The 12,473-nt window shown below is 60.5% G+C and carries 10 protein-coding genes; 8 read left to right on the top strand and 2 right to left on the bottom strand.

The window, feature by feature from the left end:
• Window positions 1-9 precede the first annotated feature (9 nt).
• The 8 genes from OCT39_RS04050 (at window position 10) to OCT39_RS04085 (ending at window position 9,945) form a co-directional block, all read left to right on the top strand.
• Complete coding sequence (locus OCT39_RS04050; protein ID WP_263586415.1) at window positions 10-1,524, top strand: tripartite tricarboxylate transporter permease; 1,515 nt, start codon at window positions 10-12, stop codon at window positions 1,522-1,524.
• A gap of 157 nt (window positions 1,525-1,681) precedes the next feature.
• Window positions 1,682-3,259, top strand: a complete 1,578-nt coding sequence (locus tag OCT39_RS04055) for an aldehyde dehydrogenase (NADP(+)) (RefSeq protein WP_263586416.1) — start codon at window positions 1,682-1,684, stop codon at window positions 3,257-3,259.
• 142 nt (window positions 3,260-3,401) lie between these two features.
• Window positions 3,402-4,412 carry a 3-dehydro-L-gulonate 2-dehydrogenase gene (gene yiaK / locus OCT39_RS04060; protein WP_263586417.1) on the top strand — a complete coding sequence of 337 codons (1,011 nt, stop codon included), beginning with the start codon at window positions 3,402-3,404 and terminating at the stop codon, window positions 4,410-4,412.
• A 938-nt stretch (window positions 4,413-5,350) separates the two neighbouring features.
• Window positions 5,351-6,343: a TRAP transporter substrate-binding protein gene (locus OCT39_RS04065; protein ID WP_263586418.1), complete on the top strand. Its 993-nt coding sequence runs from the start codon at window positions 5,351-5,353 to the stop codon at window positions 6,341-6,343.
• Between the two features lie 60 nt (window positions 6,344-6,403).
• Complete coding sequence (locus OCT39_RS04070; RefSeq protein WP_263586419.1) at window positions 6,404-6,940, top strand: TRAP transporter small permease; 537 nt, start codon at window positions 6,404-6,406, stop codon at window positions 6,938-6,940.
• A 3-nt stretch (window positions 6,941-6,943) separates the two neighbouring features.
• Window positions 6,944-8,224: a TRAP transporter large permease gene (locus tag OCT39_RS04075; protein ID WP_263586420.1), complete on the top strand. Its 1,281-nt coding sequence runs from the start codon at window positions 6,944-6,946 to the stop codon at window positions 8,222-8,224.
• Window positions 8,225-8,332: 108 nt separating this feature from the next.
• A complete protein-coding gene (locus tag OCT39_RS04080) occupies window positions 8,333-9,136 on the top strand; it encodes an NAD-dependent epimerase/dehydratase family protein (RefSeq protein WP_263586421.1) in 804 nt (267 codons plus the stop codon).
• A 59-nt stretch (window positions 9,137-9,195) separates the two neighbouring features.
• Window positions 9,196-9,945: a FadR/GntR family transcriptional regulator gene (locus OCT39_RS04085; RefSeq protein WP_263586422.1), complete on the top strand. Its 750-nt coding sequence runs from the start codon at window positions 9,196-9,198 to the stop codon at window positions 9,943-9,945.
• A gap of 181 nt (window positions 9,946-10,126) precedes the next feature.
• On the opposite strand, the gene OCT39_RS04090 is transcribed toward OCT39_RS04085, so the two are convergent.
• Both OCT39_RS04090 and OCT39_RS04095 read right to left on the bottom strand, forming a co-directional pair.
• Window positions 10,127-11,455, bottom strand: coding sequence for an aspartate aminotransferase family protein (locus OCT39_RS04090; protein ID WP_263586423.1), 1,329 nt, complete (start codon window positions 11,453-11,455; stop codon window positions 10,127-10,129).
• 10 nt (window positions 11,456-11,465) lie between these two features.
• Window positions 11,466-12,467, bottom strand: coding sequence for a phosphotransferase enzyme family protein (locus OCT39_RS04095; RefSeq protein WP_263586424.1), 1,002 nt, complete (start codon window positions 12,465-12,467; stop codon window positions 11,466-11,468).
• Window positions 12,468-12,473 lie beyond the last annotated feature (6 nt).

Genomic DNA, 12,473 nt, shown 5'->3' on the forward strand with positions numbered 1-12,473 from the left:
GAGGCTTACATGATTTCCGGTTATCTCGAAGGCCTGGGCATGGTGCTTCAGCTGAGCACCTTGCTGGCGATCGCCGGCGGCACGCTGCTGGGCATCATCATGGGTTCGCTACCCGGGTTGACCTCGGCAATGGCGATCGCGCTGCTGTTACCCGTGACCTTCGGCATGCCGCCGGTTGCGGGAATCGGCATGCTGCTGGGCGCGCTCTGTGGGGCAGGGGCCAGCGGCTCGATCCCCGCCATTTTGCTCAACATTCCCGGAACGCCTTCGTCGGTGGCGACCACCTTCGACGGTTTTCCAATGGCGCAAAAAGGCGAAGCAGGGCGGGCGCTGGGTCTGGCGATCGTGGCGTCCTTCTTTGGCGGTGTTGCCAGCATGGTGATTCTCAGCCTGCTGGCGCCGCCCATCGCCGAATTCGCCCTGCGGTTCGGGCCGGCAGAGTACTTCTCTCTGAGTATCTTTGGTCTCGTCATCATCGCGTCCGTGGCGGGCAAGTCGCTGATCAAGGGGCTGATCGCCGGTATCATCGGCTTTTTTATCTCAACAATCGGCACCGACCCCATCACCGGCGTGGGGCGCTTTACCTTCGATGAGCTCTCGCTGCTGACCGGGGTCAATCTGCTGCCCGCCTTGATTGGCTTGTTCGCGGTGTCCCAGGTACTCAAGGATACCTTCGAGTACGACCCGAACGAGCGAATGAAGCAGAGCACTCACCGGATCGATATTGCCCGCCCGCGGTTCATCGAAACGTTGAAGCACTGGAAAGCGGTTTTGGTGGGCATCGTTTCGGGGTCGGTGGTCGGGCCGATACCCGGCGCCGGGGGCAGTATTGCCTCGCTGGTCGCCTACGATCAAACGCGGCGGTTCTCGAAAACGCCGGATAAATTCGGCACCGGGCACGCACCGGGCATCGTCTCTGTCGAAAGCGCCAATAACGCGCTATTGGGCGGGGCACTCATTCCGACGCTGGCGCTGGGGATTCCCGGCGAAGCCGCCACGGCGGTGCTGCTGGGCGGCCTGATGATCCAGGGCATTACGCCCGGGCCGTTACTTTTTGCCGATCAAAGTGGCACCGTTTACGGCATTTTCCTGGCGTACCTGGCGGCGAACATCTTCATGCTCTTGATTATGTGTCTGGGCATCAAGCTGTTCATTCGCGTGCTGATGGTGCCTAGAAAACAGCTGCTGGCGGCCATTCTGGTGTTCTGTTTCATCGGCGTTTACGGCGTCGATGGCGATGTTTTCAATCTCTATCTGATGCTTGGTTTTGGCGTGCTGGGGTATTTTCTCAATCGCTACGATTTTGGTACCGCGCCGGTGATTCTGGGGCTCATTCTGGGGCCCATTGCCGAGGCCAATTTGCGCCGTGGGCTGCAGTCCTTCCAGGGGGACTGGACGCCCTTTTTCACACGCCCCATTAGTCTGGCGTTTCTGGTCGTGGCGCTTGGATTGTTGGCGCTGACCCTGTGGCAAAACTATCGCTCGAGCCAGGCACGCGTGGCGTCCGAGCAGGGCGGCGATTAGTCACTCAATGCCAATTACCCGCGTGCGGGTTTGTTAAACTACACGCGTTCGATTGTGAGCTACACTTTTCGTCTTCGGGAAGGATCATGAGCTCGCTTGGGTTGTCTGACGGATGCGTCAGACAGCCAGAAAAACCACTCTCATCGCAGGAGGCAAGATGAATCTAACAGGTGAAATGCTGATCGGACAGAAAGCCGTCAAGGGCTCTCGTGATCCCATTCAGGCCATCAATCCGGCTACCAATGAGCGGCTGGAGCCTGGCTATGCTGGCGGTACGCAAGCAGAGGTAGATCAAGCCTGCCAGCTTGCATGGGATGCTTTCGATGCGTATCGGGAAACGTCGCTTGAAGACCGCGCTGTCTTTCTCGAAACCATCGCCGACGAAATCGAAGCGCTGGGCGATGCACTCGTCGAGCGTGCCGTGGCGGAGTCCGGACTGCCCCAGGCACGTATTCAGGGCGAGCGCGGCCGTACCTGTGGCCAGCTTCGCATGTTCGCTAAAACCGTTCGCGCCGGCGAGTGGCTGGACGTTCGCGTAGACCCGGCCATGCCGGATCGTCAGCCGATGCCGCGTGGCGACCTGCGCCAGCGTCACATCGCGCTGGGCCCGGTCGTGGTCTTCGGCGCCAGCAACTTCCCGCTGGCCTTCTCCGTGGCCGGCGGTGACACCGCCTCTGCACTCGCTGCGGGCTGCCCGGTGATCGTCAAGGCGCACGCCGCTCACCCGGGAACCGGCGAGCTGGTCGGCCGCGCCATTCAGGCGGCGGTCAAGAAGTGCAGTCTGCCGGAAGGCGTGTTCTCGCTGATGTTCGGCTCGGGCCGTGAAGTCGGCACCGCGCTGGTCAGCGACGAGCGCATCAAGGCGGCCGGCTTCACCGGTTCGCGCAGCGGCGGTATCGCGCTTTGGAAGGCCGCTCAGTCGCGTCCGGAGCCCATTCCCTTCTACGCGGAAATGAGCTCGATCAACCCGGTGTTCCCGCTGCCGGCGGCGCTCAAGGCGCGCGGCGAGGAGATGGGCAAGGCCTTCGTTGGCTCGCTCAACATGGGCGCGGGTCAGTTCTGCACCAACCCGGGTCTGGTCATTGCACTCAAGGGCCCGGCGCTTGACGCGTTCCTGAAAGCGGCAGGCGAGGCCGTCGAGCAAAGCGGCGCGCAAACCATGCTGACGCCCGGCATTTTCGAAGCCTACGAGCAGGGCGTTCAGAGCCTGCAGGAGAGCGGCAAGGCGCAGGAAGTGGCGCGTGGTCAGAAGGGCGAAAGCCCCAACCAGTGCCAGCCGGGTCTGTTCAAGACCAGCGCTCAGGATTTCCTCTCAAGCGAAGCGCTTCAGGGCGAAGTCTTTGGCTCGACGTCGCTGGTGGTCGAGTGCGCCGATGAAGCGGAGCTGATGAAGGTCGCCGAGCATCTCGAAGGCCAGCTGACCGCAACGCTTCAGATGGACGATGCCGATCTGGACGCAGCGCGCAAGCTGCTGCCCACGCTCGAGCGCAAGGCGGGCCGTATTCTGGTCAACGGCTGGCCGACCGGCGTCGAAGTGTGTGACGCCATGGTTCACGGCGGCCCGTTCCCGGCCACGTCCGACTCGCGCACGACCTCGGTGGGTACCGCTGCGATCCACCGCTTCCTGCGTCCGGTCTGCTATCAGGACCTGCCGGAAGGCCTGCTGCCCGAAGCCATCAAAAACGACAACCCGCTCAAGCTGCGTCGTCTGGTAGACGGTAAGCGCGAGCAGTAATCAACGCACTCGCTGGATGCTGCGTTGATGTCATCGAGGCCACCTTCGGGTGGCCTTTTTAGGTCATATCGAGCGGAAACAGGCGCGAAGCCATGCCTTGATTGACGACAAAATAACGATTACAGGATACAGGAGAGCCGTCATGGCCGACGTCAGTTTCGATACCTTGCGCGATACGCTCGAAAAAGCGCTGTTGAAGGCGGGGCTCAAGGCCGACGATGCCCGGGTCTGCGCGCGACTTCACGCCGAGAGCACGCGAGACGGCGTCCACTCCCATGGCATTGGCCGTATTCCCCGGTTCATCGAGTACGTGGGAAAAGGCTGGGTCGACGTGAACGCATCACCCGAGAAAGTGCATGCGCTCGGCGCGATCGAGGTGCTGGATGGGCACATGGGCATCGGCGTCATCAATGCGCTATACGCCACCGAGCGGGCCATTGCGCTGGCTAAAGAGCACGGAATGGGGCTGGTGGCGCTGCGTAACACCACCCACTGGATGCGCGGCGGCAGCTACGGTTGGCACGCCGTCGAGCAGGGCTTTGCGAGCCTCATGTGGACCAATACCGAGTCCTGCATGCCGGCCTGGGGCGCCTCGTCGCCCTCCATCGGTAACAACCCGCTGGTCATGGGCGTGCCCCACGCAGAAGGTCCGCTGGTGCTCGATATGGCAATGTCCCAGTTCTCCTATGGCAAGCTTCAAACGCTGGCCTCGGCCGGCGAGTTCCTGCCAGTAGACGGCGGCTTCGATGAACGCGGCGAGCTGAGTCGCGACCCGGGCGCGATCGCTGCCACGCGCAGACTGCTCCCCACTGGCTACTGGAAAGGATCCGGGCTTGCCGTTCTGCTCGATGCCCTCGCGGCGCTGCTGTCCAACGGGCGAGCAACGCCTGCGATCGATCGAGTCGAGAAAGGAAGCGGGGGAGGGAGCTGCCAGATTTTCATGGTGTTCGACCCGGCTCAAATGTCCGGTCAAGCGACCTGCGAGGCGATTGTGGCGAGCATCAAGGCGCATCTGGGTAACGCGACTCCGGCCAGGCCTGGCACCTCCGTACGCTGGCCCGGCGAGGCGACTTACCGTCGCCGCCAGGCCTCATCGGTAACGCTCTCTCTGGACGAGGACACCTGGCAGCGTGTGTGTCAGCTGGCGAAGTAGCAGACAGAACCTGGCGTTGGGCGGCCCCGGCTTTTGACCTACATCCGCACCGTCGAGCAAGACGTTAAACCGGTTGGACGAGTCGCTTACGGCGACTCGATCGTTTTCGGTAATAGTAGGCAACTCTTTTAATTCACGTTTTAATCCACGCTTTAACTCACATTGTGTCTGAGATCCAAACCGGGTCGTTCGCTTTGATATATAACCCGCGTGCGGGCGAGCCGGTTTTCAGATCGACGCTGTTTTAAAAAAGACGATTGAATCAAGGCGCTTTTATGCCTGATCGATCGTTTATGTTTTACGCGGCCACGTTTTAACGAAGCAGAGTACTTGTAGATTTGCTGCGACCTTTATCCTGTTGAATGAAATATCTCGACGTTAGGGAGCGCTTTAAAAATTCTCTTTTGATCGGCGGCGATCGCGACTCGTCACGCTCGCCGAATTTTTAATATCGGTTTTGATCGATCACTTTTTACTGGTTAAAAGCGATAGCACAAATCAGGGGCTTGGCATTAAACCTTAAAAAAAGCGCTTACTCTTGATTGGGGGCAGAGGAGTCTACTTTGGTAGGGGGGAGAACCTTGAAACTTTAGTCTATTTAGACTTTTTTCTACTTGCCGCGAAAAAATATGTTGGCTAATTTGATTCATGTTCTTTGTATGATGTACTACAAAAGCCTCTCACAATGATTTGATTGGTAAACCTTTTTCCAAGAATAACGAAATTGGGGCAGTGTTTACCAAACCTCCCCAAAAAATACTCGCAAAAGGCTTTGTAGGCATGACGCCAGATGCCATCACGATTTCGCAAGATAGTCGATGCAAGCCGTCTGCATCGATAGGCAAGTGGATATACCCCCTGCCTGCGTCGAGCGTCTGATGAGTCAGCTCGCTCAATGGAAGCTGTAAAACCAACGACATAAAAAGAGGTTTCAAGCGATGAAAACAGCATCAATCCGTCGTCAAACGGTCATGGCGTTTACCAGCGTGACCCTTCTGGCCGCCGCCGTTTCAGCTCAGGCCGATGACTGGCGCGGCTGGAATATTCACCCGGATGGCTACCCCAACACCGTGGCGCTTGAAGCGTTCGCCGAGGCCGTCGACGAGCGCACGGAAGGGCGCGTATCACCGCGTGTTTACAACAACGGCGTACTGGGCGATCAGTCCGACGCTATCGAGCAAACCCGCAACGGCGCGCTCGATTTCGCCAACTTCAACATGGGCCCGATGGGGCCGATCGTGCCCGAAACCAACGTCTTCTCGCTGCCGTTTCTATTTACCGACGTCGATCACATGCACACAGTCATGGATGGCGAAATCGGTGAGCGCTTCGCGGATGCGCTCGAGGACAAGGGCCTGGTCGTACTCTCCTGGTTCGACTCCGGCGCTCGCAGCATCTATAACACCCAGCGTCCCATCCGTACGCCGGAAGACGTTCGCGGCCTGAAGGTTCGGGTCATGAACAATGACCTCTACGTGCAGATGATGGAAGCGCTCGGCGGCAACGCGACCCCGATGGCCTACGGCGAGGTGTATCAGAGTCTGACCACCGGCGTTCTGGACGGCGCCGAGAACAACTACCCGTCGTTTGAATCCAGCAACCACTACGAAGCCGCCGGCTACTTCTCGCTCACCGAGCACCTGATCATTCCCGAGTGTCTGTGCGTGGCCAAGGCGAGCTGGGACGCGCTCTCCGAGGAAGACCAGGAGATCGTTCGCGACGAAGGCATGAAAGCCTCCGAGATGCAGCGTGAGCTGTGGGTCGAAAGCTCTGAAGAGAGCCGTCAGATCGTTCTGGATGCCGGCGTCGAGATCAATGAAGTCGACGACAAACAGGCCTTCCAGACGCTGATGGAGCCGATGTACGAAGAGTTCATCGCCAACAACCCCGGCACCGGCGAGCTGATCGAAGAGATTCGCGCCGCTCAGTAATCTTTCGTTGAATCGTTTTCCGGCGGCCAGGCGCCGCCGGGAGATAAAAGGGACGGTGCCGTGAGTATAGAAACTGAAACGCCGAGCGATCAGAAGGTCCGGGGCTCAAAAGGCTCACTCGATCGCACGCTGGATGGAGTGGCCGGTCTCTGCGTCGGCGTGGCCGGCCTCATGCTGGTCGTTTTGATCTTCATTTTCGGCTGGCTCGTGTTCGGGCGCTACGTGCTCAACGATACTCCGACCTGGGTCGAGCAGACGTCCCTGGTGCTGGTGGTCTACATCACCTGCCTGGGGGCTGCCGCCGGGGTACGGTATCGCAGCCATCTTAATATCGATTTTATCCGTGAGAGTTTTCCGCCGCTTTTGCGTGGGCTGATGCACCACATCTCTGATCTGTTCGTACTGACGTTTGGTGCGTTCATGACGGTTCAAGGGTGGCAGTTGGTCATGACCAACACGCAGCGTGCCATTCCCATGATAGGACTGCCGGAAAGTTATCGCGCCGCCCCCCTGGTGATCTGCGGCGTGCTGATTGCCTTATTCGCCGCCGCCGATATCGGCAAACGATTGATGTCTCGCTCTACTGAGAGGACCTGAGCCATGGGGCTTCTGATACTGTTTGGACTTTTCTTTCTGGGCCTGATCGCCGGGGCGCCGGTTGCTTTCGCTGTAGGCCTGGCGGCGGTGGCGACCTTTCTCTATGAAGGGTTACCGCTGTTCGTGGCCTTTCAGCGCATTCTGTCCGGTATCTCGGTTTTTTCGCTGCTGGCGATCCCGTTTTTCATATTCGCCGGCGAGTTGATGCTCCACGGTGGGATATCGACGCGGCTGGTGCGGCTGGCCTCGGCCATGGTGGGGCGGATGCGCGGTGGCCTCGGGATGGTGAATATCAGCTCCTCGATGCTGTTTGGCGGTATCTCCGGGTCGGCGGTAGCCGACACGTCAGCGCTGGGCTCGCTGCTCATTCCGGTCATGAAGGAGAAAGGCTACGACGCCGATTATGCGGTTAACGTGACCGTCACCTCGTCGGTTGCCGGGGTGGTGATTCCTCCCAGTCACAACATGATCCTTTATGCCGTGGCCGCCGGTGGCGGTATCTCGGTGACACAGCTGTTCATCGCCGGGATCGTACCGGGTATTCTGATGTGTTTGAGCCTGGCCGTCGCGGCGTATATCGTCGCGGTGAAGCGTGGCTATCGAGGTGAGGCTTTTCCGGGTTGGCAGGCGCTGTTTCTGAGTCTGGTGGCATCGCTTCCAGGACTGATGACCGCAGTGATCATTGTGGGCGGCGTGCTATCGGGTATTCTGACCGTGACCGAGTCCGGCGCTTTTGGAGCGATCTACGCCATTGTCGTGACGGCACTGGTCTATCGTGAGCTAACGTGGTCCTCCTTCAGGGCGGCCGTCATTCAGTCGGTCAAGACCACGTCACTGGTCATGATTCTGGTGGGGTGTGCATCTGCTTTCTCGTATCTGCTGGCGCTTTACAACGTGCCCGAAATGCTGACCACGGGGCTGGTCTCCATTTCGGACAGGCCGCTGGTCATCTTTTTGATGCTCAACATCATCCTCCTGATTCTGGGCATGATCATGGATATGGCGGCGCTTATCCTGATCTGTACGCCGATCTTTTTGCCCGTGGCCATGCAGTTCGGCATGGACCCGATTCAGTTTGGTATCATCATGATGATGAACCTTGGGCTTGGTCTGTGTACGCCACCAGTCGGATCGTGCCTGTTCGTCGGCTGCGTCATTGGCAAGATCAAGATCGAGCACGCCGTACGCACCATCTGGCCGTTCTTTCTGGCGCTGTTCGTGGCGCTGATGTTGGTCACCTATATTCCGGCAGTGTCGCTGACGCTTCCCGGTCTTTTTAGATAACGCCAATGCGCCGGGGGCCCGTGGTGTGCGCATCATGGCGCTTCCCGGCAACGCCTGACAGCGCGTGTATCGCCTTTGACGTCACATCCATTTTTACGAGGAGTCAGCATGTTGAATCGTTTACTGGTCACGGGAGCCGCTGGGGGCTTGGGTAAAAGTCTGCGCCCACATCTGAAAACGCTTGCAAGCCACGTTCGCCTTTCCGATATTACCCCGCTCGATAATGCCGAACCCCATGAGGAGCTCGTTCAGGCCGATCTAAGCGACCCGCAAGCTGTCACGGAGCTGGTGCGCGACTGCGATGGCATTATCCATCTTGGCGGTATGTCGGTAGAGAGCCCGTGGCAGGATATCCTGAACATCAATATCGCCGGGACCTATAGTCTTTTTGAGGCGGCGCGTCTCAACGGCAAACCGCGTATCGTGTTTGCCAGCTCCAACCACACGATCGGCTTTTATGAGCGCCATCAGCGAATCGATAATCAGGTGCCCCAACGGCCCGACTCGCTTTACGGCGTATCCAAGTGCTTTGGCGAAAACCTGGCAAGCCTTTACTACGACAAGTTCGGCGTCGAAACCTTGAGCGTTCGTATTGGTTCCTGTTTCGAAAAGCCGGCGGATACCCGCATGATGGCGACCTGGCTTAGCCTCGAGGATTTCGTCAGCCTGCTCAAGCGCGCATTCACGACGCCACGTCTGGGGCACACGGTCGTTTACGGCGCCTCGAACAACGCCGAACAGTGGTGGGACAATACCCACGCCGGTTTTCTGGGGTGGGTGCCCCGGGATAGCTCCGAGCCCTGGCGCGAGGAAACCGAGGCGAAGGATCAGGGAATTGATGGCAATGACGCGGCGGTGCGCTATCAGGGCGGCAAATTTGCGTCCATTGGCCATCCTGACGACGCGCAGTAGCCACAGCCCGGGGTTTTTAAGTTAGAGTGCTAATAACCAACAAGGAACGGATAGCGGGTATGGCCAGGCCAACATCGGAGATAGCAGCGTTTAACGTCAAACGGGTGACCCAAAAGGGAAGTCTGGCCGTCAACGTGGCGGATCAGCTGGAAGCGCTGATCGTTCAAGGGAAGGTCGCCGTTGGCGACAAGCTCCCCACGGAAAACAGTCTATGCGACTCCTTTGGCGTTAGCCGTACGGTCATTCGTGAAGCGATCACTCATCTCAAGTCGCTTGGACTGGTCGAAACCCGCCGAGGGGTCGGCACCTCGGTACTGCGCGCCTCGAAAGTCGAGGCGCTGCCCGCCGAGCGTATCAATCCCACCACCGTCGAAGATATCCTGCATTTGTTGGAGCTGCGTTTGGCAATCGAGCCGGCAGCCGCCGAGCACGCCGCGCTGCGCCATGACGACGATGACAAGGGGCGGCTGGAAAAACAGCACCGCGCTTTTGAGAACGCCTGCGCCGCGCGCTCACAGGCGCGCGAAGAGGATTACCTCTTTCACTTCGCCATCGCACAGGCGACGAAAAACCCCTTCTTTCAATCCTTTTACGAGCAGTGGAGCCAAAGCGTGATTCCCCGGGCCAAACTGGTCAGCAGTGAAATCAACCCGCTTTCGTCCCAGCGCTATCTTGAACGAGTGCAGGAAGAGCACACCCGCATACTCGAAGCCATCCTGGCCCGCGATAGCAAGGCCGCGTACAAGGCGATGCAGCAGCACCTTGGCCGCGCCCGCGATACCTACGCGCAATATCGCGACCAAACGTGATATTTCCGCTTTTACGACGCAGGCCGGCACCCTGTTTGGCCTGGTTTCTTCCTGTCGAACAGGAAAAGGTGCTTTTGGCCATTATCAGGCGGCCTTTACGGAGCTGCAGTTCATTGCCAGCGCGCTGACCGCTTACCGAATCACGCGTCTTTCAATGCTCGCGGTCGAGTGAGCATGCGCCTCACCGCTCGAGCGTCTCAAACGTGCGGGTCAGCGTATCGACGAACAGCGCGATCTCTTCATTGTTGATGCAAAGCGGCGGGCGAATTTTCAGGGTATGTCCGTAAAGGCCCGCCGCGCCGATCAGCACGCCGTTCTCCTTGAGCACATTGATCACCCGAGCGGTCAGCGCTGCGTCGGGGGCGCCTTCTGGCGTGGCGATATCGAGCCCGACGAACAGCCCCGCGCCGCGCACCGCAGCAATCGCCTCGAAGCGGGGCTCAAGCGCTGTCAGCGCCGCCTTGAGAGTGTCGCCCTGGCGTTTGGCATTGTCGATCAGCGCCTCGTTTTCCAGCACGTCGAGTACCGCCATGCCCGCGGCCACGGCCACCGTCGAGCCGCCGAAGGTATTGAAGTAGCCCACCTCGGCGTTGAGCGAAGCCAGAAGCGCTTCGCCGGCCGCAAGCCCGGCCATGGGGAAGCCGTTGCCCATGGGTTTGCCCATCGTCACGATATCCGGCGTTACATTGTGGCGAGCAAAGCCCCACATCCCAGCCCCGGTACGCCCGAAGCCAGGCTGCACTTCATCGGCGATCAAAAGCCCCCCCTGGGCCTGCAGCCAGGCAACGCCGGGCGCCATGAAACCGGGCGGGTCGGCGATAACGCCGTCGCTCGAGAAGATCGAGTCCACCAGCAGCGCGGCGCAGCCGTGGCCGCGGGCATTCAGCGTTTCTACCCCACGCTTTACCTGTGCCTGGAACCAGGCGGCGGGGTCATCGGTGCCGGGCATGTCAGCAATGGGGATCACGTAGACGCTGTCCGGCGGGGCGCCTTTTTTGTAGGAGGCGGGCGAAACCTCGGTCACCGCCGCGGTGTTGCCGTGATAGGCCGCCTCGGACACGATGACGCCGCGCTTGCCCGTCCAGTGCCGCGCCAGGCGCAGCGCCAGGTCGTTGCTTTCGCTGCCGGTGCAGGTGAGTACCAGCCGTGAAAGCGAATCGGGGAGGGTAGCCAGCAGGCGCTCGGCGTAGCGGTGAATGCCATCATGCAGATAGCGGGTATGGGTGTTGAGCGTGCCCATCTGCGCGGTCACGGCCTGGGTGACGTGCGGGTGGCTGTGGCCGATCGAAGGCACGTTGTTGTACATGTCGAGATAGCGCCGGCCCTGGTCGTCGAAGAGCCACACGCCTTCGCCGCGCACCAGGTGCAGGGGCTGCTCGTAAAAAAGCATCGAGGTCGGGCCGACGGTGGTCAGGCGCTTTTGCACCAGCGCGCCCAGCGCCGTGTCGTTGGGGTCGAGCTGCTCAAAACGGAACGCGTTTTGGTCGAGAATGCCGCGGGTATCGCTCATGCTGGTCTCCTCAAGCTCGAGCGGCGTCGCGCGCGGTGCTCAGGTAGGCGCGCGCGAGCGTGGCGGTGCCCGCAATGAAGTCCTCCTCGAGTGCCTGGGCGGCTTGGCTATCGGCGTGGGTGGCAAGCCAGGCGCTCAGCATGATGCGGCGAATCATGATGAACGTGTCGAGCGCGGCGACGTCCTCGGTGTCGAAGTCGCCAACGCGTCGATAGCCGCGAATCCACGCCTCGCGAAGCGTTGGAATCAGCGGGTCGAGCTCGAAAAAGCTGATGGCGGCGGCGAAGTCGAACGCGTACCAGCAAAAGCCGCAGTCGTCGAAGTCGATCACCGCAAGCTCGCGACCCTCGACCAGCAGGTTGGCCAGGCGCAAATCGGCGTGGATGAGCCCGTAGCGCCCGGCGCGCGCCTCATACGTGTCGATCGCGCGGTGAATCTGCTCGACCGCCTGCTCAATGGCGCGCTCGTCTGCCGGTGAAAGCCCCGGCGTGCGGCGCCAGTCGCCCCACAGCGCCTCGGGGCCGATCATCGACGCCAGGTGCCAGCGCTTGCGCACGAAGCCCGCCGGCGGTGCCCAGCGCCGGCTGTGGTCGTGCAGCGTGGCGGTGAGGGCGCCGAGCTTCTCGAACCAGTCGGGCAGCGTCTCGTTCATGGTCGGGGCGTCGCCGGGCAGGTGCTCGAAAGCCACCGCGTGAAAGCGCTGCCCGTCGAGGTCGAACGCGACGACCGGGCCCTGGCCGGTGGTTGGCAGCGGCGCCGGTGTCGTGATGCGCCCATCAGCGCGCAGCGCCGCCGTCCAGGCAAGCTCCGATTCGATCTCTTCCCGGCTGTGGTAATCCGGGCGGTGAACCCGCAGCACGTGCCGGCGCTCGGTCCACGGACAGCGCGCCAGAAACGTCGCATTTTCCGAGGTGGTCAGAAGCTCGATATGGGTATCGGTGGGCAGTTGCCACTCGCCAAGCGAGGCGCTCAGCCGCTCTTCGAGTCGGGCCAGCAGGGTCGAGGTATACATCGCGTC

It is taken from the genome of Halomonas sp. GD1P12 (assembly GCF_025725645.1).
Lineage (GTDB): Bacteria > Pseudomonadota > Gammaproteobacteria > Pseudomonadales > Halomonadaceae > Vreelandella.

Coding starts and splice junctions, on each gene's coding strand:
- OCT39_RS04065 (WP_263586418.1), top strand. CDS start 5,351: ATGAAAACAGCATCAATCCGTCGTCAAACGGTCATGGCGTTTACCAGC.
- OCT39_RS04050 (WP_263586415.1), top strand. CDS start 10: ATGATTTCCGGTTATCTCGAAGGCCTGGGCATGGTGCTTCAGCTGAGC.
- OCT39_RS04095 (WP_263586424.1), bottom strand. CDS start 12,467: ATGTATACCTCGACCCTGCTGGCCCGACTCGAAGAGCGGCTGAGCGCC.
- OCT39_RS04055 (WP_263586416.1), top strand. CDS start 1,682: ATGAATCTAACAGGTGAAATGCTGATCGGACAGAAAGCCGTCAAGGGC.
- OCT39_RS04075 (WP_263586420.1), top strand. CDS start 6,944: ATGGGGCTTCTGATACTGTTTGGACTTTTCTTTCTGGGCCTGATCGCC.
- OCT39_RS04085 (WP_263586422.1), top strand. CDS start 9,196: ATGGCCAGGCCAACATCGGAGATAGCAGCGTTTAACGTCAAACGGGTG.
- yiaK (WP_263586417.1), top strand. CDS start 3,402: ATGGCCGACGTCAGTTTCGATACCTTGCGCGATACGCTCGAAAAAGCG.
- OCT39_RS04090 (WP_263586423.1), bottom strand. CDS start 11,455: ATGAGCGATACCCGCGGCATTCTCGACCAAAACGCGTTCCGTTTTGAG.
- OCT39_RS04080 (WP_263586421.1), top strand. CDS start 8,333: ATGTTGAATCGTTTACTGGTCACGGGAGCCGCTGGGGGCTTGGGTAAA.